Genomic DNA, 20,732 nt, shown 5'->3' on the forward strand with positions numbered 1-20,732 from the left:
TTACTGTCTTTCCTTGACATGGTTTTCATAACGGACGCGGGCCGGGCCGATTTCGGCGCGGTCGGAAACTTCAGGCACCGCGACATCCCACCAGTGACCGCCGGCCTGCGGCGTCGGGTAAGGGTCGGTATCGATGACGATGACGGTGGTGCGGCTGGAGGCGCGGGCCGCGGCAAGCGCCTCTTCCAGCTCGGTAATGGTGGAAACCTTGCGTGCATCCGCCCCCATCGAGCCGGCATGGGCCACGAAATCGATGGCGATCGGGTTGACGTTGGTGTGGGCGTAGAGATTGTTGAACTCCGCGCCGCCGGTTTCCATCTGCAGGCGGTTGATGCAGCCGTAACCTCTGTTGTCGGTGATGACGAGCGTGATTTTGACGCCCATGGCAACCGATGTCGCAAGCTCGGAATTCATCATCATGTAGGAGCCGTCGCCGACCATGACGATCACGTCCCGGTCCGGTTCCGCCATCTTGATGCCGAGGCCGCCGGCCACTTCATAACCCATGCAGGAGAAGCCGTATTCCATGTGATAGGAGAGCGGCAGCTTGGATTTCCACAGCTGGTGAAGCTCGCCCGGCATGGTGCCTGCGGCGCACATGACGACGGTATTGTCACGCGACTGGCGCTGCACCGCGCCGATGACCTGCATGTCGGTGGGCAGGCTGTTGGCATTGTCCTCGCCCGGCGCCGCCGTATCGGCATCGGCCTTTTTAAACCATGCCGCCTTGAGACCGGCATCCGGCGCTGCAAAACGGTGGCTGCCGAGGGCGGCCGACAATTTCTCTAGTCCGATCTTCGCATCCGCCGTCAGGCTGATCGCATCGTGCTTGGCGCTGTCATAGGGCTGAACGTTAAGCGCCAGGATTTTGCGGTTCGGGTTCTTGAACAGCGCCCAGGAGCCGGTGGTGAAATCCTGAAAACGGGTGCCGACGCCGAAAACGAGATCGGCCTTTTCGCTGATGATATTGGCGCTTTCCGCACCGGTGACGCCGACGGGACCGAAATTGAGATCGTGATCCCAGGCCAATGCCGATTTGCCGGCCTGCGTTTCGACGACGGGAATGGAGTGGGTTTCGGCAAAGCGCTTCAGCGTTTCGGTCGCGCCGGCAAAATGCACGCCGCCGCCGGCGACGATAATCGGGTTCTTCGCCGCCTTGAGCGTAGCGACGGCTTCATCGAATTCCACCACGTCGGGCTCGGGACGGCGCTGACGCCAGACACGCTTTTCGAAGAAACTCTCGGGGTAATCATAGGCTTCCGCCTGCACATCCTGGCAGAAGGCGAGCGTGACCGGGCCGCAATCGGCCGGGTCCGTCATGGTGCGCATGGCGCGGGGAAGCGCTGTCAGCAACTGTTCCGGCCGCATGATGCGGTCGAAATAACGGCTGACAGGGCGGAAGCAGTCATTCACCGTCATCGTGCCGTCGCCGAAATCTTCCAGCTGCTGCAGCACCGGGTCCGGGCCGCGATTGGCGAAGACGTCGCCGGGGATCAACAGCACGGGCAGGCGGTTGACATGCGCAAGGGCAGCCGCCGTTACCATATTGGCGGCACCCGGGCCGATGGAGGAGGTGACCGCCATGGCGCGTCTGCGGCGCAGCTGCTTCGAATAGGCAATGGCCGCATGGGCCATGGATTGCTCGTTCTGGCCGCGATAGGTCGGCAGTTCGTCGCGGATGCCATAAAGCGCCTCGCCGATGCCGGCGACATTGCCATGGCCGAAAATGGCCCACATGCCGGCGATATAGGTTTCGCCGTGTTCATTCATCTGCGCTGCCAGGTAACGAACCATGGCCTGCGCAGCCGTCAATCTGATTGTCTTCACGCTGCCTCTCCCTTTTTGGCGCGCGCCTCATCCCATATGCGGCACAGGCTGGTATAGCGCTGCGCCATATCCTTTACCGCTTCCTCATCGGTCATCTTGCCACCGAGCCAGCTGCGGGCGGCATCCGCGAAAATCGTGCGGCCGACGGCGAAACCTTTGACCAGATCGAAACCGGCGGCAAGGCGGAAGCTCTCCTCCAGTTCGCTTTGCGGTGCGTCGAGACCGAGAACGACGATGCCCCGCACGTAAGGATCGTTGCGATGCACCGCGTCGCAGGCGTTTTTCCACGCAGCACGGGTCTTCATCGGCTCCAGCTTCCACCAGTCGGGATAGACCCCGATCTCGTAAAAGCGCTCGATGATGCGGGCGGCGGTCAAATCGTCGGTCGGGCCGACCTTGGAGGGAATGACCTCCAGCAGCATTTCCAGCCGGTTGCGGCGTGTCGCCTGGAACAGGCGCATGACCGTCTCTTCCTGCGTGGCGCGCATCTCATCCGTATCGTCGGGATGATAGAAACACAGAACCTTGACGACATTTTCAAGCGGCCATTCCGAAAGCCCGCCAAAATCCTTGCCGAGATCGGGTTCCAGCGTCAGCGGGCGCGAACCCGGCCATTCCACCGGGCGGCCGATCCACAGGCCCGAGCCGCTGGCGGCAAACAGGGCGTCACGGCCGAGGCGGCCGTCGCAGAGAATACCGTAACCCGGCCTGTCGCCGGCAACCTGCTGCGCGGCCTGAAGGCAGAGTTTCTTGAAAGCGCCGATCTGCTCGTGCTTCACGCCAAGCTCGTCGGCGATGGCTTCCAGCTGCATGCGGTGGTCGAAGGCGAAGACGCGCATCGTGTCCCAGTCGCCCTTGCGGTTGGTCGACCAGTGCACCTGTTCCAGCGCCTCGTCCTTGCGCAGCGCCCTGTTGCGAATCCCGGCCTTGAAGAAATATTGCAGTTCTTCCCAGCTCGGATAGGCGGGCGTGCAGCCATGGCGGGAAACGGCGAAAGCGCCGCAGGCATTGGCGTATTTCAGCGTTGTCGGCCAGTCTTCGCCGCGCAGCCAGCCACGGAACAGCCCGGCCATGAAGCCATCGCCCGCACCGAGAACATTGAAGACCTCGATCGGGAAACCCTCGCCAGTTTCGCCATCATCGAGACTGGAAGGAATTTCACCGGCGAAAACCGAAGCACCCATCGGCCCGCGCTTGCACACCAGCGTCGCATTCGAGACCTTGCGCACGGCGTTCAGCGCCGTCAGCGTATCGGTGGAGCCGCCGGCAATGTGGAATTCCTCTTCCGTACCGACGATGAGGTCGAAGAGATGCAGGGTGGATTGCAGCTTGGCGGTGACCTTCTGTGATTCGACGAAACGGCTCTCGCCATCGCCATGGCCGGCCACACCCCAGAGATTGGGGCGGTAATCGATATCGAGCGCGGTCTTCGCGCCATTTTCGCGGGCGAGTTTCAGCGCCTTCAGCACGGCCGCTTCCGTCTTCGGATGCGACAGATGCGTGCCGGTGGCGCAGACGCAGCCGGCTTCGGCAATGAAGGCGGGATCGATATCGTCTTCGCTGAGCGCCATGTCGGCGCAGTTTTCGCGATAGAAGATCAGCGGGAACTGGTTCTGGTCGCGAATGCCGAGCAGCACCAGCGCCGTCAGCCGCTCCGGATCGGTCTTTACGCCGCGCACGTCGACGCCTTCGCGCACCAGCTGTTCGCGGATGAAGCGGCCCATATGCTCATCACCAACGCGGGTGATGACGGCGCTGTTGAGCCCGAGGCGGGCAGCGCCGGCTGCGATATTGGTGGGAGAGCCGCCGATATATTTGGCAAAGGAGGCCATGTCCTCCAGACGGCCGCCGACCTGCGAGCCGTACAGATCGACAGACGAGCGCCCGATCGTGATGAGATCAAGTTTTTTCAAAAGGTTCCTCCTTAGCACCGCACCTCGGTACGGTCTGCCTCACATGTCTGGAGCAGCATTCAGGCGACGATCGCCCGCATCTTTCGCCATCCCGCTCCGATGAGCCTCCTCCGCTCATTTTCGTTCGTCACGAGACGGACGATTATGGAATGCCCGTTTCATGGATTTGGATCATAAATTCTATTTTTTCCGTTTTCAATAAAAATATTCAGGCTGTTTTGCGAGTTCCCACAGCCACGGCCAGCGTAATGGCCAGACAGAGCGTGGCGGAAAGCGAGCGGAACGCGCCGAAATCGATCTCGGTGACGGTCAGCAGCGTCGCGCCGGATTTGCGCAGCGGATTGACGGCGGAATCGGAAAGGGCGACGACCGGAATACCGTTGGCGCGGGCGTTTTCCGCCAGCTCCAGCGTTTCTGCGGAATAGGGAGAAAAGGTGATCGCTATCAGCGCATCGTCACGGGAAATGGCGCTGATATTGCCGAGCCCGCCGACCGCACTGTGCAGAACCGCCGGCACCTTCATCTTCTCGAAGGCGTAAGCGAGATAGCTGGCAATTGGGAAGGACCGCCGCAGACCGATGATATGCACGGTGCGCGCCTTCGCCAGCGCCGAAACCGCCTCGTCAAGCTGGCGGGTATCGACCGATTTCAGCAGCATTTCCAGTGAGGAACGGCCGGCCTCTACGAATTCGGCAAGCAGGCCGGATGCGCTTTCATCGCCCTTCTCCCGCAGATGGTCGAGCCGCGTGGCATAATCCGGCCAGCCGCCGACATAGGAATCGCGGAACAGCCGCTGCATTTCCGAAAAGCCGGAAAAGCCCATGATCTGGCAAAAACGCATGAAGGCCGAGGGCTGCACGCCAGCCCCTTCCGCCATTTCAGCGACGGTGGAAACGGCGATGCGATCCTGATTGGAGGCGACATAATCGGCGCATTGCCGCAATCGTTTCGGCAAACCCTCCGCGACCTGGAGCAGCCGCTCCTCAAAAGCCTTTACGGATTCTGGCGCCTCGATTGCCGTCATTGTCGTTCCTTTGTGCAGACTGAAATCGTGTGCACTTTAACTGCAGTGGAATTTTTATTCCATTGGGTTTTTTAAGGTATGAGTGATGGACGGCATTTGGGGCAGTAATGGCCAGCATACTCTCCTCATCCCTGTTCCCCGGAACAAGCCCGAGGATGTCACAGGGATCCAGCCGCCGCGCGTCCGCGCGGCGAGGGGATTCCTTCCAGCCCAAGGACTTGGGCTGACTGGATTCCTGTGACGAGCACAGGAATGAGGGGAGCGCGGGTTTTCCCTTGTGAAGTAATCGAGAAAGATGCACGTTCATTTACATGAAGGGTTACGTTTATATTTTAGCATCCAAACGAAACGGCACGCTCTATACTGGTGTGACGAAGGATTTGCCGAACAGGATTTTCGAACATCAGAATGAACTAACACCCGGCTTTACTTCGCGATATGGCGTGAAGATGCTCGTGTGGTTCGAGGAATACGACCTGTTGACGAGCGCTATTACGCGCGAAAAAACAATCAAGAAATGGCCGCGGCAATGGAAGCTCAATCTGATCGAAAGCATGAACCCGGAGTGGGATGATATATCCGCTCATTTGCATGGCCTGTGACCCACGCACTATGATCAACCATTGACGGTCACCACACACTCACCTCATCCCTGTGCTTGTCACAGGGATCCAGCCGACGCGCGTCTGCGCGGCGAGAGACTCGTTCCAGCCCCAGGACTTGGGCTGGCTGGATTCCTGTGACAAGCATAGGAATGAGGGTGGTGGTGGGGACTCAATGCAACCCGCCAACGCCAAGATGCGTATCGATAATATCCGGGTTTTCCGCAAGGTCGCTGGATGGCCCCTCCCAGACGATGCGGCCGCGTTCCATGATGATGGCGTGGTCGGCGAAGTCGATGGCCATCTGGATGCGCTGTTCGACGAGGAGAATGGTCATTTCACCCGATTGCGCCAGTTTGGAGAAGGCGGCCATCAGCTCCTCGCAGATGACGGGGGCGAGGCCTTCCAGCGGTTCGTCGAGAAGCAGCACGCGCGGTTGGCCGAGAATCGTGCGGGCGGTGGAGAGCATTTGCTGTTCGCCGCCGGAAAGTTGCGAGCCGAGATTGCGGCGGCGCTCCTTCAGGCGCGGAAACAGCGTGTAGGCTTCCTCGATGGCCGATTTCGGCCGGGTCTTGAGGCCGACGAACAGGTTTTCCTCGACGGTGAGGGTGGGAAACACATCGCGGGTCTGCGGCACGTAGCCGAGGCCGGCTTTGGCGCGGGCAGCGCTTGGCAAAGCGGCGATGTCCTGCCCGCCGATGCGGATATCGCCGGCAAAGCGTTTCGTCTGGCCGGCCAGCGTGGCGAAGAGGCTGGTCTTGCCGACGCCGTTGCGGCCGAGCACGGCGAAACGCGAGCCCGACGGCACGGAAAGAGACAGGCCCTCGATGACGCGGGTGGGGCCATAACCGGCGGTGAGGTTGACGATTTCAAGCGGCGCTGCGGGCATCGGCGTAACTTCCCAGATAGGCTTGGCGGACTTCCGCATTGCTGGTGACGTCTTCCGGCGAACCGTCGAAGATGACGGCGCCGGCCGCCAGAACGACGACGCGTTTGGCGAAACGGAAGACCAGATCCATGTCGTGCTCGATCATCAATATGGCGAGATCGGCCGGCAGCCGGTCGAGCGCCTGTTCGATACGCGCGGTTTCCGTGGAAGGCACGCCGGCGGCCGGTTCGTCCAGCAGCAGGATTTTCGGGCGAAGCGCCATGGCAAGCGCGATCTCGATCAGCCGCTGCTGGCCATAGGCGATTTCGCGCACCTTTGTTTCGGCAAGTGCGAGAAGGCCAAGCGTGCCGAGAATGTCGCGGGCTTCGCTCATCACCGCAGGCATGGCGCGGTAACGGCCGAAAATCCGGCCAGTCTTGCCTTCGCGCTGGAGAATGGCAAGCGCTACGTGTTCCTCCGGGGTCATGTCCTGAAACAGCCTTGTGACCTGGAAGGACCGCACGAGGCCGCGCTTCACCCGCTGGCTGGCGCTGAGGCCGGTCACGTCTTCGCCAGCAATGCGCACCGTGCCGGCCGAGGGCTTGATATTGCCGGTGACGAGATTGACGAAGGTGGTCTTGCCGGCACCATTCGGGCCGATCAGCACCGTGCGGTCTCCCGGCGAAAGCGACAGCGAGACATTGTTGGTGACGACGAGGCCGCCGAAATTCTTCTTGAGGCCGGAGACTTCGAAAATGGCGCTCATTTGCGACCTCCACGGATGCGCGCAATGATCTGTTCACCCGCGCCATAAAGCCCGCGCGGCGCAAAAAGCACGACGGCAATCAGCAGCAGGCCGACAATGGTGAGCCAGTGGAACGGATTGGCGGCGGAAACGACATCTTCGAACCACATGAAGGTGACGGTGCCGATCAGCGCGCCGTAAAGCGAGCCCGCGCCGCCGAGCACCAGCATGACCAGTGCTTCGGCAGAAAGCGTGAAGCTGAGGCTGTCGAGGCCGACGACCTGGGTGGAAATGGCGTTGAGCGCACCGCCAATGCCGGCGACGATGCCCGATATGACGAACATCTTCAAAATCGTGCCGTTGACGGCGCCGCCCATGGCCTGAATGCGGATGCTGTCCTGCTTGACGCCACGGCACAACATGCCAAAGGGCGAGTTGACCACGACCCTGAGGGCGAGGAAGACGACGAGCAGCAGACAGACGCCATAAATATAGGCGGTGCGGCCGAAAAGATCGAATTCGAAGGTGCCGAACAGCGCGTCTGGGGAGACGCCGGCAAGACCGTCGCTGCCGCCCGTCCAGCCGGATGCCTTGTTGGCCGCCTCATGGAACAGGTGGATGACGGCGATGGAAAGAACGAGCTGCGGCAGGCCGTGGGCACGCAAGAGAACCGTGCCGGAGACCAGCCCGGCGACGCCGCCCGCAGCCGCGCCGATCACGGTCATCAGCAGCGGATCGGTGATCTCGAAATGGGCGGCGGCGATGCCGGCGGCATAGGCGCCCGCACCGAAGAGCGCGGCATGGCCAAGCGTGGCGACGCCGCAATAGCCGGTGACGAGATCGATCGACAGCACCAGGAGAGCAATAGCGATGATGCGGGTCAGAAGCGCCAGATTATCCGGAAACAGGTAATAACCGGCAATGGCGGCGATAATGATGAGGAGCGGTCCCGCAAGCGTGCGCAGCGGCGAGCGCGCCTTCGGGATTTCTGCCGTTTCAGTCACGTCGTTCATGAGCACCGCCATCTCATTTCGCCCTTCCGAGAAGGCCGCGCGGGAACAGCGTGATGATCACGATGACCGCCAGGTAAAAGAAGAATTCGCCATATTCCGGCGCGAGGTAACGCCCGGTCGTATCGATGGCGCCGAGCAGCAGACAGGCGATCAGCGCGCCGGGAATGGAGCCCGCGCCGCCGACCGAGACCACCACGAGGAAGGTCACCATGTAGCGCAGCGCATAATAGGGTTCGACCGGCAGCAATTCCGCGCCGATGACGCCGCCCATGGCGGCAAGGCCGACGGCGATGGCGAAGCTGACGGCATAGATAACCTCGGTGCGAACGCCGAGTGCGGCCGCCATGGCGGCATTATCGACAGCAGCGCGCAGCTTGATGCCGAAGGCGGTCTTTTCGAAGGTGAACCACAGCGCGCCGGCCACGGCGAGACCGCAGGCAATGGCGAAGATGCGATGCGTGGCGATGGTGCGGAAGCCAAGATCGGTGGGGCCGGCCAGCTGCTGCGGCAGGGGAATGGTCTTCAGCGTCGGCCCGAAGACGAAATTGGCGATGCCGATGATGCAGAACGTGATGCCGATGGTCATCAACACCTGCGTCAGCTCCGGCGCGCCATAGATGCGGCGATAGAGAAAACGCTCAAGCGGTATGGCGATGACGATGGTGCCGACGATGGCGACGAGGATCGCCACGGCATAACCGAGACCGAGGCCATGGGCGGCATAGGAGGCGAGATAACCGCCGATCATGGCGAAGGCGCCATGCGCCAGATTGACCACCCGCATCAGCCCCATCGTCACCGAAAGGCCGATGGAGATGATGAACAGGACCATGCCATAGGCAAGCGCATCGACAAGGATGCTGAAGACCGTCTGCATGCTGAAAAGCTCCTCCCGGTGCTGCAATACCCATCCGGGCCGGAACCGGGCCGCGACGGGCGGCCCGGAAAGTCTTTACAAACTGCCGTTATTTTGTGGCGGCGAGGCCCGTGTCGCCGGTTACTTCGCGGCGGCGAGGCCCGGATCGCCCTGTTTTTCGAAGGTCTGGACTTCCTTGTTGTAATAATTGCCGTTATCGCCCTTGGCCACTTCGCGCAGATAGATGTTCTGCGTGATGTGGCGGCTTTCCGGATCGATGCTGACAGGGCCGCGCGGGCTTGTCCAGGAAAGACCCTTCACCGCGTCCACCGCCTTTTCCGCATCCTGTTTGCCGCCGGTGGCCTCGATCATCTTGCTGATGACATACATGCCGTCAAAGGCGCCGACGGAAGGGAAGGAGAGTTCCTTCGGATTGCCGATGGCCTTGGCGGCGGCCTCCACGAAGGTCTTGTTCTCAGGCGAATCATGCGAGACGGCGTAATGGAAGGTCGTCTGCATGCCGAGCGCGGCTTCGCCGAGCGCCGGCAGGTCGGATTCCTGCGTCAGATCGCCCGGCGCGAAGAGCTTGACGCCTGCGGATTTCAGGCCGTTATCGTTGAACGCCTTGACGAAGCCGAGCGTGGTCGGGCCCGACGGCAGGAAGGCGAAAACGCCTTGCGCGCCGGAATCCTTCACGCGCTGCATGATCGGGCTGAAATCATTGGTGGAAAGCGGCATGCGGATGCTTTCGACAACCTCGCCGCCGGCGGCGGTGAAGGCCGCCTTGAAGGCATTTTCGGCATCGACGCCCGGACCATAATCGCTGACCAGCGAGATGACCTTCTTCACGCCGCCATCAAAGGCCACCTTGGCGATGGGGGTGGAGGTTTGCCAGGTGGTGAACGAGGTGCGCACCACATAGGGGCTTTTCGTCACGATGGCCGATGTGGCGGCATTCATGATAACCATCGGCACATTGCCCTGCTTCAGCAAAGGCGTGACGGCCATGGCGTCGGGGGTGAAATAGAAGCCGGCGAGATATTGCACGCCTTCCTTGACCACCAGCTCCTGCGCCAGCGCCTTGGACTGCGCCGGATCGGCCTGCGGCACATCGCGATAGACGACCTCGACCGTATCGTCGCCGACCTTGTTGCCGTGAAGGGCGAACCAGGCATCGATGCCGGCCTTGAAGTTCTTGCCCTGCAGCGCGAAGGGGCCGGAGAACGGACCGACCACGCCCACCTTGATCGTATCGGCATAAGCGGCAGTACTGAAGCAGATGGCCGCGATGGCGGCGGTGATCCGTAATTTCATGATTTCCTCCCAATTGACCCGTGGCTCCCATCCACCGATCCAGACTGCCAGATTGATGAGTGCGGTGGCCAAAGTAAAATGAAATAAGGGGGGTGATAAATAACCTGACGGTTATCAATACCCGTCTCGCCGGGTTTGTCTCATGTAAGATCGCACAATAGTGATCATCCCGTGATTCTCAATGTATAGCGCCGCCGCAGCCATCACGACCGGTGTTTTCGCGGCACGTGGTATCGAAATGCTTCCTCATGAAAACCAGCTTTTGTGACATGTTTCGAAAATGACGGTCATACCCGCGCAAGCCTCGTGCCTTAACCAGTTCTAAGGGGATTGTTTGTAGCCTCGCGAAGCATATTGTGAACTTTATTTGGTGTCTGATGGGCGAATATCAAAATAGAGTTGTTGAGTTGATGCGAGATCGCGTTGGCGAAAGTATACTCAACAATAAGATCGAGCGCCGTGAAGCATTTCTTCGCAAGGCGCTGGCGCTGTATCACGTCATGGGCGGAGACGCGCAAGGCATGCATGCTGCGGTGGAGGATGTGGTCAACCTGCAAAAGCCGAGTGTCGATGTCGCTATTGGCGACGTGATGCATGAGCTGGCAGCAATCGGTCACGTTGCTGATCTCGATATTATTCAGGCCGGGTACAACAAGCTTGATGCCGCTAATCTGCATATTCTGAGCAAGGGCAAGAGGCTTTTGCAGAAGCAGCGGGACCAAAAACTCGCCGGCACGGCAGGAAAATAGGCCGCCCATCGAGGGCGGCCTGCAATATCAGGCCACTTCCCCGACAAGAATCTCCTGCCAGGCATCATAGGCGGAGAGAACCGTTTCCATCTGTGCGGTGTGGCCGGTGATGAAGTCGTTGCCGTAGATCGTCTCATCGGGATATTCGGTGATCAGCGTCATCGGCACGGTGTGGCGGTCGTCGACGGAGGACAGGCACGGGAAGCTGTTGATGATGCGGAAACCGGTTTCGCCGGCGTGGATTTCATAAAGAGCGATCTGTCGGTTGTTGTAATCGAGCAGGCCGGGAATGGCGCCGAGATGGCGCGTCACCCGGTCGAGCAGGGCTTCGGCCTGCCTTTCCCAGTCCGCATGGTGGCGGATGATGAGGAAGAAACCCTTCGGCAGCGTCCACATGGCGAAATTGCGCGGGACATAGCCGGAAAGCGGCCGGGTCCATTCATGCGATGGATAACCGTGCAGGTTCACATGCAGGCTGGCGCCGCTCATTTCCTGCGCCCTGAAACGGATTGCCTTCTCGTTGAGATGGACACCCGAATTCTCCCGCGTGCGATATTCGAGATCGTCGCCGAGCGCCGTGTAACGCGCCGCGTGATGCATGTGGCGCGGATTGTCGGCTCTCAACCGCTGATGCAGGGCGTAACCATCCGGATTTTCCAGCGGAGAAATGGTGAAATGTGCGCCCTTGCGCTCTGCGAGTTTGCGCGCGGCGCGGATGGCGCCGACGATGCCTGTCGTCTCGTTGGGATGCTGGCCGCCGCTGATCATCACCGCGGCATCGCTGCCGGCGACATAACGGGCGGCAAGAATGCGGCCGGAACGGGAGCGGGCCTCGAAGGCCTCGCCGCCGATTTCTTCAAGCAGCTTCGCGAGCTGGCCTGCCGCAACCGGTTCGCTGGCCGTATCGATCTGCTGTTCACGGCCATCGAGAAAAGCGGTGGTGAGCGTGCGGGCCTCGATGCGGACGGAGACTTCACCTTCGCTTTTCACGATTTCCGGTACGATCTGGCCGGGCTTCAGGCCCCGGTCACCCAGCGGCCGGCCGGATTTCTTCTGGAAGAACTCCAAAAGCGAGAAATAGAAATCCTCATGCAGGGCTTCGCGCAGGCTGACGACCTCATCGCCGAGGGAGAGCGGCAGATCTTCGGCCGGATGCGCGACGTGGATGTTCAGTTCCTCGAAATAGGGCTCTTCATCGCCCCAGCCATGGTTGGCGACGGCATGGATCGCCGCTTCGAAAAGCCGTTCGTAATCCGTTTCCAGCCGTTCACCCACAGCGTCGCCGGCAAGCCGGAACCAGCCCGTGGGTGAAACATTGGTTTCGCCGACGATATCGGTGTGCACCCGGTTTGGCGCCAGAATCTTCAGGGTTTCCTTCTTGCCGTTGCGGTTCAGGGTAACATCATAATGGAAGGCGTCATCTTTTCGGGCGACGAAGTCGATCTTCGCATCGCCCACCAGAGCCGCCAGCGGATAGGCTTCCAGCCGGAAACGATTGGCGGGCGCGTTGGTGTGCACCGGGTAACGCACCTCTATGGTGTCGACGCCATCCAGATTGATCTCTTCCAGAAAGGTGAAGAGAAGCGGCTTGTAGGCGCTGCGGATGCGGGCGCTGACGCCTTTTTTCTTCAGCCGGTTTTCGGCTTCGCGGCGGCTTTTGGCATCATCGAAGCTCCATGCCTCGAAGGACTGGCCGGGCTCGGCATTGGCGAGAAGCGCATCCAGCGTGCGTTCGAAAGTCTGGTCGAAAATCTGGCTCATCGCTGTTACCTCGAGGTTCTGCCGGTGGGGTCGAGGCTGTCGCGCAGCCAGTCGCCGAGAAGGTTGAGGCCAAGCACCGTCAGAAGGATAGCAAGACCCGGGAAGACGCTGACCCACCATGCCGTTTGCAAGTAGGTCCGTCCATCCGCCAGCATGCCGCCCCAGCTCGGAATGGTCGGATCGACACCGAGGCCGAGGAAGGTGAGGCTGCTTTCAAGCAGGATGTTGTTGGCGACATTGAGCGTCATCAGCACGATGACCGGGCCGATGAGGTTCGGCAGCAGGTGCTGGAGAATGATGCGCCAGTCCTTTACGCCGATGGCGCGGGCGGAAAGGATGAATTCCCGCTCTCGCAGCGTCAGCACCGAGCCGCGCACGAGGCGGGCATATTGCACCCATTGCGACACGATCAGCAGGATGATGGTGTTGGTGAGGCTGCCGCCGACAATGGCGATGAAGGTGATGGCGAGCAGAATGAAGGGCATGGCGAGCTGGATATCGGCAAAGCGCATGACCAGCATATCCCAGAAGCCGCGATAATAACCGGCGACCAGGCCGACCGCGACGCCGAAGATGACCGCGCCGATGACCGACGTGAAACCGACCAGCAGCGAAATCTTGCCGCCGGCGACGACACGGGCGAGCACATCACGACCCAGCGGATCGGTGCCGAGCGGATGGGCGGCATTGGCGAAGGGCTTGGCAAGGCGCGCCATCAGGTCGATCTTGTCCGCGCCGCCGGGAAACAGCACGTCGGAAAAGACGACGGCAAGGCAGATGACCGTCGTGAGGAACGCGCCGAGGATGAATTCGAGATTGGTGAAGCGCGCGAGACGCGAGGTTTTGGCAGCCATCGTCACTTACTCCGTGCGGATGCGCGGATCGACAAGCCCATAGGCGATATCGACCAGAAGGTTGATGCCGACGATCATCAGCGACAGCACGGTGATGACGGCCTGAAGCACGGGATAATCACGCGCGCCGACCGCATCGAAGGCCAGCGTGCCGAGGCCCGGCCAGTTGAAGACGCGCTCAATGACGACGATGCCGCCGAGCAGCCCGCCGAATTGCAGGCCAAAATAGGTGATGAGCGGAATGGCGCAGTTGCGCAGCGCGTGTTTGTAGAGAACCTTGTTTTCGCTGAGGCCCTTGGCGCGCGCCACCATGACATATTGCGAGCGCAGCGTATCGAGCATGGCCGTTCGCACAAGGCGGACATTGGTTGCCGTCAGGATGACACCCATGGTGACGGCGGGCATGATGTAGCTGGCAAAACCGCCCATGCCGCTTGGCGGCAGCCAGCCGAGCGTGATGGAGAATAAGAGCACCAGCATGGTGGCGAGCCAGAAATTCGGGAAGGACAGGCCGATGAGCGAGAAGATGCGGATCACCTGATCGGCCGCCTTGCCGCGCGAGGTCGCCGCCTTGATGCCGAGCGGGATGGAAAGCGCAATCGACACTGCCATGGAGATGAAGGCCAAGAGCAGCGTGGCGGGCAGGGCATCGGCGATGAGGCGCGAGACCGGCGTGCTGCCGGTGAAGCTGCGGCCGAAATCGAGCGTCACGAGGCCCTTCAGGAAGCTGAAATATTGCACGAAGAACGGCCGGTCGGTGCCGAGTGCTGCGCGAATGCGCGCCAGATCGTCTTCCGTCATGCTGCCACCGCCCTGAAACATCGTGACAGCGGGATCGCCGGTGAGGCGAATGGCGAAAGAAACGAGAAGGGTGATGGCGATGACGACAAAAATCGCCTGCAGCAATCGCTTGATGAGGAAACCGGCCACGTTTTTTACCTTGAAGAGAAGTTCTGCCTTGCCCGCGCGTGGCGGGCAAGGCGACTTATGAGAGGATCAACCAGCTTATTCGACGGTGACGTCGGTCAGCTTCAGGCGGTTATCCGGCGGTGCGACGAAGCCCTTGACCCGCTTGTTGATGCCGTAAATGGCATTCGTGTTGTAAAGCGGAATTTCCAGCGCGCGGTCGGCGGTATAGCTGCCGATTTCCTTGAGAATCTTTTCGCGCTCGGCACGGTCGGTCAGCGGACGCTGGGATTCAAGCAGCTTGTCGAGCTTTTCGTCCTTGTCGTAAGGGTTCCACTTTTCACCCGAGTGATACATGGAATAGGCCGTGTTGTCGTAATCGAAGGTCCAGCCGCCCCATTTCTGCTGGAACATCGCGCCGGTCTTGCCCTGCGGGATGATGTCGTTCAGCAGAACGTTGGTTTCGTAAGGCTTGATGGTGGCGGTGATGCCGACCATGGAGAGGTAGCTGGAAATGACCTGCGCCACCTCGTTCATCGTCGCGTCATTGCCGCGGATATCGATCTGCAGCGCCGCGCCTGCCTTGACGCCGGCTTCCGCAAGCAGCTTTTTCGCGCCTTCCGGATCGTAAGGCAGCGGCTTCAGTTCCGGATCGTAACCGAAGGACAGCGCGCTCTGGAAGCTTGCGATTTCCGATGCCTGACCGGCGAGGATCGACTTGACGATGGTGCCGCGGTCGACGGCCATGATGATCGCCTTGCGCACCTTCGGATCGGCGGTAATGCCGTCACGGGTGTTGAAACGCAGCGCGTCGACCGTCGGGCCGGGAACGCTGACGATCTCAAGCTTGGAATCGCCTTCGATGACCGGGATCATGCCGATCGGGATGGTGGGCGGAATGACGAGATCGACGCGGCCGGCCTGCAATTCGGCGACGGCGGTCGCCGGCTCGGCGATGAAGCGATATTCAAGCTCGGAAAGTTTTGGCGCACCGCCCCAGTAATCGGGGTTGGCTTCCAGCTTGATATTGGTCTTCGGCGCGTAGGAAACGAATTTGAATGCGCCGGTGCCGACTGGGTTGAGGTTGAAATTGTCCTCGCCCTTTTCCTTGATGTAGGCAGGCGGAACGATCATGCCGCCATAACCGGCAAGCTTGGTCAGCAGCACCGGATCCGGCGCCTTCAGCTTCATGTCGACGGTGTAATCGTCGATGACATCGACGCTTTCGATGGCGACATAGTTGGAGCGCTGCGGTCCCTTGGCGCCCTGTTCGCCGAGAAGGCGCTCGAAGGTGAACTTGACGGCGGCGGCGTTGAAGGGTTCGCCATTGTGGAACTTGACGTTCTGGCGCAGCTTGAAGCGGATGCGCTTGCCTTCATCCAGCTCTTCCCAGGATTCGGCAAGGCCGGGCACGACCTTCAGGTCCGGGCCGCGATAGGTGAGGCCATCGAAGATGTTGGTGGCGACCGCCGCCCATTGCACGAGGAAAGTGTCGATCGGATCCCAGCTACCCGGGTCCTGCGGGCTGGAAATGGTCATCTTGCCGGCGGCGAAAGCCGGTGCGGCGATAAAGGCCGTGGCGGCCATGGCAAGTGCGACGAACGTTGTCGTCATCCCCTTCTTGATCATTGTCATCTACCTGTTCCTCTTCAGATGGTTGTGGGTCTGGTTGTTATTCAGGCGCTCTTCGCGATGAAGTGGCCCGGATTGATTTCCTCATGGGCGAGAATGGCCGGCTCATCGCCGACACGGCGCACGGGATTGGGTATTTCGCCCTCGATCATGGCGATGCGGCGCTCGATGGTCGGATCGGCGACCGGCACGGCCGAAAGCAGGCGGCGGGTATAATCATGCGTCGGCGTTTCGAACACCTGCCGGCGGCTGCCCATTTCCATGATCTGGCCGAGATAAAGCACGGCGACGCGGTGGCTCATCTTTTCCACCACCGCCATGTCATGGCTGATGAAGAGATAAGCGAGGCCACGCTCGGCCTGCAAATCCATGAACAGATTGATGATCTGCGCCTGAATGGAGACATCGAGCGCCGAGAGCGCCTCGTCCGCGATGATGAGCTTCGGATCGGAAGCCAGCGCACGCGCAATGCAGACACGCTGGCGCTGGCCGCCCGAAAACTCGTGCGGATAACGCGCGGCATGTTCGGAGCTGAGGCCCACACGCTCCAGCAATTCATCCACACGCCGCTTTACGGCCTTCTGATCGTTGATCAAACCATGGGTGTTGATCGGCTCGGCAATCGAAAAACCGACCGTCTTGCGCGGATCGAGCGAGGCGAAGGGGTCTTGGAAGATATATTGCACTTCCTGGCGCATGCGGAAACGCTCCGCCGCCGACATCTGCGAATAGCTGCGACCATTGAAGGCAATTTCGCCCGAGATGGCCGTCTGCAATTGCTGGATGGTGCGGCCGATGGTGGATTTGCCGGAACCGGATTCGCCCACCAGCGCCAGCGTTTCGCCGGCGTGAATATCGAAGCTCACCTTCTGCACGGCGCTGCAACGGTGCGTCGCCTTGCCGAACAGGTTCTTGCGGATATCGAAACGCACGAACAGGTCCTTGACCGACAAAAGCGGCTTGGCGTCATATTTCGCGGTGTTTTGCACGCGCTCCTCACCGACCACGACCGGCTGGCCGTCCTGCAACACGGTGAGCGGCAGGCGCTTGGGAAACTCTTCGCCTTCCATGCTGCCGAGGCGCGGAACGGCGGAAAGCAGGGCGCGCGTGTAAGGGTGCTGCGGATTGGCGAAGATATCCTTGACCGGACCTTCCTCGACCTTCTTGCCCTTCCACATGACGACGACGTCATCGGCCATTTCCGCCACCACGCCCATGTCATGGGTGATGAAGACCATGCCCATGCCGAGCTTCTTCTGCAGGTCGCGCATGATGTTGAGGATCTGCGCCTGAATGGTGACGTCAAGCGCCGTCGTCGGTTCGTCGGCGATCAAAAGCTTCGGCCGGCAGGCGAGCGCCATGGCGATCATCACGCGCTGGCGCATGCCGCCGGAAAGCTGGTGCGGATACCGTTTCAGAAGTTCGGCCGCATCGGGCAGGCGCACCATTTCGAGCAGCTTCTGTGCTTCCGCCATCGCTGCCTGCTTGCCCATCTTTTCATGCAGCACAAGCACTTCGCAGATCTGGTCGCCGATGGTGAAGACGGGGTTGAGCGAGGTCATCGGCTCCTGGAAGATCATGGCGATCTCCTTGCCGCGGATCGCGCGCATCTCTTTCTGAGACGCCTTCAGCAAGTCCTTGCCTTCAAACAGGATTTTGCCGGTGGGGTAGGTCGCGCCCATCATGTCGGCAAGGCGCATGGTGGAAAGCGAGGTGACCGATTTTCCCGATCCGGATTCGCCGACGACCGCGACCGTGCGGCCGGGCTCGACGCTGAAGGAGATATCGTCCACGACGCGGCTATTGCCGAACTCGACGCTCAGGCCTTCGACCGAGAGGAGGGCGTTTGCGGGTGCGGCAGTCATGTCAGCGTCTCCGGCGTGGCCTGCGCGGCAAAGCTGGCGCGGCCATGTGAAAATGAGGAAGGGGAAAATGTCTCGGGCAGGCGCGTGCTGGGCGACGCCATGGGCAGGGACGGGAATGTCGCGAAGAACTGCATGTCTTCAGGCCGCTTTGTCGGCAAAATGCGCATTGGCCGTCGCCCGCGGACACGGCACATTCGATGTCACCGAAGCGCCGCAGGCAACCTCATCGGTACCGGCCGGATGATTTGCGTTGGCCGCAGATTCGACGATGCGCATGTAACTCTAATTCCCCACCCTTGTTTTGCGAAAAAGCTAACAAAACCGAACAATCATGTCCAGAGTGTTGAACAATTTTTGTGTACTGCTCTACAAATGCGCAGCTGCACCGATTTTGAGCGCGGATTCCTGAAGAATGCTTCGCAATGATGCGTGTATTCCACGATTATTGTCGCTAAAAACCTTTGAGAAGAACGATGAGGAATGGGAATGCCGGGCATGAACAACAAGGCAGGTGCAGTCAGGCTGAGGGGCTTTTTACGGTGCTTGTCCAAGGATGATGTCGAACTGGTGCGACGCCACCTTCCCGAACATCTGCGTCTGACCAGAGCGGAACCCGGCTGTCTTTCCTTCGAGGTGTCCGAGACAGACGATCCCCTGATCTGGCAGGTGGAGGAGCTTTTCGCCGACCGTGCCGCCTTCGATTTCCATCAGCAGCGGACGCGGGCGTCCGAGTGGTTCACGGCGACCTCCGCCATTCCACGCGACTATGAGATAACGACATTGGCGTGAATGAAAACAGGCTGCAGCGGCATTCCTGCTGGCTGCGGCCTGATTAGATTTCCCCGATCGTATTTCGGCGCCGGGAGTTATTCCTTCGGCATGCCGACCGGCGGCGCAAGCCGTCTTTGTGCGGCGATGCGGAAGGGGGCGTTCATCGCGCCATAACCGCCATAGGCTCCGCGCCTTTCGATGATTTCGAAGAAGAAACCCTCGCCGAAGGTGCGGCTGTAGATCTGGAAATATTCGCCATTGTCGTCGCGGTCATAAAGAATGCTCGCGGCCCTGAGCGCGTCCGAAAACTCCGGCTCCAGCCCGAAACGGGCTTCCAGATCGTCGTAATAATTGCGCGAGATCGGCAGGGCGTGGAAACCGCGCGCCTGCAAGGCTTTTGCGGTGGCGAAGATATCGTCGGTGGCAAACGCGATGTGCTGGATGCTGGTGCCGAAGCCCTCGGCCAGAAATTTGCCGGCGAAAGTCTTGCGATTGTCCGCACCGTTCATGGTCAGGCGGAAATGCGGCGAGGGCACGCTTTCAATCGCCTGGCTGCGCACCAGCCCACCCGGATCGACCACATCGACCATCGGTGTGCGCCGCGTCGCAAACAGCGAGGTGTAGAATAAAAGCCAGGTCAGCATTTCATCGTAATGCGTTGTTTGCGCAAGATGATCGATCCGCCTGAGACCGGCGTCGCCTTCCGGCGTTCGGCCTTCCGTGGGCACGAATTCATTGTCCCAGATGGAGGAAAGCTCCGGTGAGCCGTCGAGGAAGTAGATGACGCCGTTGCCCACGCCCTGAATGGCGGGAACGGCGACTTCGCCTGACTTGCGCGGCTCGGCGAATGTGGGCGCGCCGAGCGCTTCCGCTCGGGCAAGGGCCGCCCCGGCATTATCCACCTTCAGCCCGAAGGCATAGGCATTGGTGCCGTGGATGGAATAGGAGGCTCCCGCGAAACTGTCGCCGCCATCGCTGGTATTGATGACGATGCGAATATCGCCCTGCGTATAAAGATCGACATCGCGATTGCGGTGCCGGGCGGTGTTTTCAAAGCCGAGCGTGGCGAGAAGGGCTTCCAGATTGGGTTTTTCTTCCGGTGCTGTGGTGAATTCGACGAATTCCACGCCTTCCGTCTCCACCCGTTCCGGCATGGCGGGCACATCGATGCGGATGTCGGGTTCGAGACGGCGCACCTGGTCCATGAGGTTGATGAGCGAGCGGTGGCCGTCTTCGGCCAGCAGCCGGGCCGAGCCGCCGCGGAACTGGTCGTTGAAGATTTCGAGCGACAGCGGGCCGCTATAGCCGGTTGCGGCCACGGCGCGCATGAAATCCACCACCGGCAGATCGCCTTCGCCCGGCATGTTGCGGAAGTGGCGGCTCCAGTAGAGCAGGTCCATGTCGATCAGCGGCGCATCGGCAAGCTGCACGATGAAGATTTTGTCGCCGGGAATGGAGCGGATCGAATTGGGGTCGATCTTGCGCGACAGCGTGTGGAAACTATCGAGGATGATGCCGACATTGGCGTGATCGGCGCGGCGCACCACCTCCCAGGCGTCGCGGTGATCGCTGATATGGCGACCCCAGGCCAGCGCCTCGTAACCGACGCGCACGCCATGTTTTGCCGCAAGCTCGCCGAGCTGATGGAAATCGGCGGCGGCGCGGTCGATGCCGCCGAGCGAGACCGGTGAGACATTCGAGCAGATCAGCATCAGGTCGGTGCCGAGTTCGCCCATGATGTCGAATTTGCGCTCGGCCCTTTCAAAAGCGCGGCTCCGGTGCGGCTCCGGCATGCCCTCGAAATCGCGAAACGGCTGGAAAAGGGTGATATCCAGCCCGTGATCGGCGGCCAAGGCCTTCACCTCGCGCGGCGAGGCGTCGTAGGTCAAAAAATCGTTTTCGAAAATCTCAACGCCCGAAAAGCCCGCTTTGGCGATGGCCGCCAGCTTTTCGGGGAATTCGCCGCTGATCGATACGGTTGCAATGGATGTGCGCATTGGCATGCCGTGTCTTATTGTGTCATAGCTCGCCA

The 20,732-nt window shown here is 60.7% G+C and carries 18 protein-coding genes; 3 read left to right on the forward strand and 15 right to left on the reverse strand.

Features of this window, described 5'->3' with window-relative positions:
• From iolD to ACQZ60_RS15785, 3 genes are all read right to left on the reverse strand, one after another.
• Positions 1-1,827: a 3D-(3,5/4)-trihydroxycyclohexane-1,2-dione acylhydrolase (decyclizing) gene (gene iolD, locus ACQZ60_RS15775; RefSeq protein ID WP_035263259.1), complete on the reverse strand. Its 1,827-nt coding sequence runs from the start codon at positions 1,825-1,827 to the stop codon at positions 1-3.
• Positions 1,824-3,740, reverse strand: coding sequence for a bifunctional 5-dehydro-2-deoxygluconokinase/5-dehydro-2-deoxyphosphogluconate aldolase (locus tag ACQZ60_RS15780; protein WP_020809639.1), 1,917 nt, complete (start codon positions 3,738-3,740; stop codon positions 1,824-1,826). The genes iolD and ACQZ60_RS15780 overlap by 4 nt, the downstream gene beginning before the upstream one ends.
• A 208-nt stretch (positions 3,741-3,948) precedes the next feature.
• The gene (locus tag ACQZ60_RS15785; RefSeq protein ID WP_003519830.1) at positions 3,949-4,764 is read right to left on the reverse strand and encodes a MurR/RpiR family transcriptional regulator; all 816 of its coding nucleotides are present in this window, start codon (positions 4,762-4,764) and stop codon (positions 3,949-3,951) included.
• A 311-nt stretch (positions 4,765-5,075) separates the two neighbouring features.
• Here ACQZ60_RS15785 and ACQZ60_RS15790 point away from each other — a divergent pair, with 311 nt between their 5' ends.
• A complete protein-coding gene (locus ACQZ60_RS15790; protein ID WP_020809641.1) occupies positions 5,076-5,366 on the forward strand; it encodes a GIY-YIG nuclease family protein in 291 nt (96 codons plus the stop codon).
• Between the two features lie 172 nt (positions 5,367-5,538).
• Here ACQZ60_RS15790 and ACQZ60_RS15795 read toward each other — a convergent pair whose 3' ends face one another.
• The 5 genes from ACQZ60_RS15795 to ACQZ60_RS15815 form a co-directional block, all read right to left on the reverse strand.
• Positions 5,539-6,255 (reverse strand): ABC transporter ATP-binding protein, encoded by a 717-nt coding sequence (locus ACQZ60_RS15795; protein WP_020809642.1) that lies wholly within the window; start codon positions 6,253-6,255, stop codon positions 5,539-5,541.
• Complete coding sequence (locus tag ACQZ60_RS15800; protein WP_020809643.1) at positions 6,236-7,000, reverse strand: ABC transporter ATP-binding protein; 765 nt, start codon at positions 6,998-7,000, stop codon at positions 6,236-6,238. The genes ACQZ60_RS15795 and ACQZ60_RS15800 overlap by 20 nt, the downstream gene beginning before the upstream one ends.
• Positions 6,997-8,004, reverse strand: coding sequence for a branched-chain amino acid ABC transporter permease (locus ACQZ60_RS15805; protein WP_020809644.1), 1,008 nt, complete (start codon positions 8,002-8,004; stop codon positions 6,997-6,999). Before ACQZ60_RS15805 ends, ACQZ60_RS15800 begins: the two co-directional genes overlap by 4 nt.
• Position 8,005: 1 nt before the next feature.
• On the reverse strand, positions 8,006-8,869 hold the full coding sequence (locus ACQZ60_RS15810) for a branched-chain amino acid ABC transporter permease (protein WP_003519826.1): 864 nt from the start codon (positions 8,867-8,869) through the stop codon (positions 8,006-8,008).
• Positions 8,870-8,989: 120 nt separating this feature from the next.
• Positions 8,990-10,162: an ABC transporter substrate-binding protein gene (locus tag ACQZ60_RS15815; protein ID WP_031233687.1), complete on the reverse strand. Its 1,173-nt coding sequence runs from the start codon at positions 10,160-10,162 to the stop codon at positions 8,990-8,992.
• Between the two features lie 377 nt (positions 10,163-10,539).
• Here ACQZ60_RS15815 and ACQZ60_RS15820 point away from each other — a divergent pair, with 377 nt between their 5' ends.
• Complete coding sequence (locus ACQZ60_RS15820; RefSeq protein WP_035263262.1) at positions 10,540-10,911, forward strand: hypothetical protein; 372 nt, start codon at positions 10,540-10,542, stop codon at positions 10,909-10,911.
• Between the two features lie 27 nt (positions 10,912-10,938).
• On the opposite strand, the gene ACQZ60_RS15825 is transcribed toward ACQZ60_RS15820, so the two are convergent.
• From ACQZ60_RS15825 to ACQZ60_RS15850, 6 genes are all read right to left on the reverse strand, one after another.
• Positions 10,939-12,672, reverse strand: a complete 1,734-nt coding sequence (locus ACQZ60_RS15825) for a M14 family metallopeptidase (protein ID WP_448735580.1) — start codon at positions 12,670-12,672, stop codon at positions 10,939-10,941.
• Positions 12,673-12,677: 5 nt separating this feature from the next.
• Entirely contained in the window at positions 12,678-13,526 is an 849-nt protein-coding gene (locus ACQZ60_RS15830; protein ID WP_035226139.1) for an ABC transporter permease, read from the reverse strand.
• 6 nt (positions 13,527-13,532) lie between these two features.
• Positions 13,533-14,456 carry an ABC transporter permease gene (locus tag ACQZ60_RS15835; protein WP_448735581.1) on the reverse strand — a complete coding sequence of 308 codons (924 nt, stop codon included), beginning with the start codon at positions 14,454-14,456 and terminating at the stop codon, positions 13,533-13,535.
• Between the two features lie 75 nt (positions 14,457-14,531).
• Positions 14,532-16,067: an ABC transporter substrate-binding protein gene (locus ACQZ60_RS15840; RefSeq protein WP_448735582.1), complete on the reverse strand. Its 1,536-nt coding sequence runs from the start codon at positions 16,065-16,067 to the stop codon at positions 14,532-14,534.
• 41 nt (positions 16,068-16,108) lie between these two features.
• On the reverse strand, positions 16,109-17,929 hold the full coding sequence (locus tag ACQZ60_RS15845; protein ID WP_448735583.1) for an ABC transporter ATP-binding protein: 1,821 nt from the start codon (positions 17,927-17,929) through the stop codon (positions 16,109-16,111).
• On the reverse strand, positions 17,926-18,096 hold the full coding sequence (locus ACQZ60_RS15850; RefSeq protein WP_271045623.1) for a hypothetical protein: 171 nt from the start codon (positions 18,094-18,096) through the stop codon (positions 17,926-17,928). The genes ACQZ60_RS15845 and ACQZ60_RS15850 overlap by 4 nt, the downstream gene beginning before the upstream one ends.
• A gap of 319 nt (positions 18,097-18,415) precedes the next feature.
• Between ACQZ60_RS15850 and ACQZ60_RS15855 the strand changes: the two genes are divergently transcribed.
• Entirely contained in the window at positions 18,416-18,718 is a 303-nt protein-coding gene (locus ACQZ60_RS15855; RefSeq protein WP_142781375.1) for a putative quinol monooxygenase, read from the forward strand.
• A gap of 77 nt (positions 18,719-18,795) precedes the next feature.
• Here the strand turns inward: ACQZ60_RS15855 and ACQZ60_RS15860 are convergent, their stop codons facing one another.
• Positions 18,796-20,697, reverse strand: coding sequence for a bifunctional sugar phosphate isomerase/epimerase/4-hydroxyphenylpyruvate dioxygenase family protein (locus tag ACQZ60_RS15860; protein WP_448735766.1), 1,902 nt, complete (start codon positions 20,695-20,697; stop codon positions 18,796-18,798).
• Between the last annotated feature and the right edge of the window lie 35 nt (positions 20,698-20,732).

The sequence above is a fragment of the Agrobacterium sp. 22-223-1 genome (assembly GCF_053522385.1).

Bases quoted from the DNA above. Each gene is read 5' to 3' on its own strand.
- ACQZ60_RS15860 (WP_448735766.1), bottom strand. From the start codon at position 20,697: ATGCGCACATCCATTGCAACCGTATCGATCAGCGGCGAATTCCCCGAA.
- ACQZ60_RS15790 (WP_020809641.1), top strand. From the start codon at position 5,076: ATGAAGGGTTACGTTTATATTTTAGCATCCAAACGAAACGGCACGCTC.
- ACQZ60_RS15840 (WP_448735582.1), bottom strand. From the start codon at position 16,067: ATGACAATGATCAAGAAGGGGATGACGACAACGTTCGTCGCACTTGCC.
- ACQZ60_RS15825 (WP_448735580.1), bottom strand. From the start codon at position 12,672: ATGAGCCAGATTTTCGACCAGACTTTCGAACGCACGCTGGATGCGCTT.
- ACQZ60_RS15800 (WP_020809643.1), bottom strand. From the start codon at position 7,000: ATGAGCGCCATTTTCGAAGTCTCCGGCCTCAAGAAGAATTTCGGCGGC.
- ACQZ60_RS15830 (WP_035226139.1), bottom strand. From the start codon at position 13,526: ATGGCTGCCAAAACCTCGCGTCTCGCGCGCTTCACCAATCTCGAATTC.
- ACQZ60_RS15795 (WP_020809642.1), bottom strand. From the start codon at position 6,255: ATGCCCGCAGCGCCGCTTGAAATCGTCAACCTCACCGCCGGTTATGGC.
- ACQZ60_RS15855 (WP_142781375.1), top strand. From the start codon at position 18,416: ATGCCGGGCATGAACAACAAGGCAGGTGCAGTCAGGCTGAGGGGCTTT.
- ACQZ60_RS15805 (WP_020809644.1), bottom strand. From the start codon at position 8,004: ATGGCGGTGCTCATGAACGACGTGACTGAAACGGCAGAAATCCCGAAG.
- ACQZ60_RS15815 (WP_031233687.1), bottom strand. From the start codon at position 10,162: ATGAAATTACGGATCACCGCCGCCATCGCGGCCATCTGCTTCAGTACT.
- ACQZ60_RS15820 (WP_035263262.1), top strand. From the start codon at position 10,540: ATGGGCGAATATCAAAATAGAGTTGTTGAGTTGATGCGAGATCGCGTT.
- ACQZ60_RS15810 (WP_003519826.1), bottom strand. From the start codon at position 8,869: ATGCAGACGGTCTTCAGCATCCTTGTCGATGCGCTTGCCTATGGCATG.
- ACQZ60_RS15845 (WP_448735583.1), bottom strand. From the start codon at position 17,929: ATGACTGCCGCACCCGCAAACGCCCTCCTCTCGGTCGAAGGCCTGAGC.
- ACQZ60_RS15785 (WP_003519830.1), bottom strand. From the start codon at position 4,764: ATGACGGCAATCGAGGCGCCAGAATCCGTAAAGGCTTTTGAGGAGCGG.
- ACQZ60_RS15850 (WP_271045623.1), bottom strand. From the start codon at position 18,096: ATGCGCATTTTGCCGACAAAGCGGCCTGAAGACATGCAGTTCTTCGCG.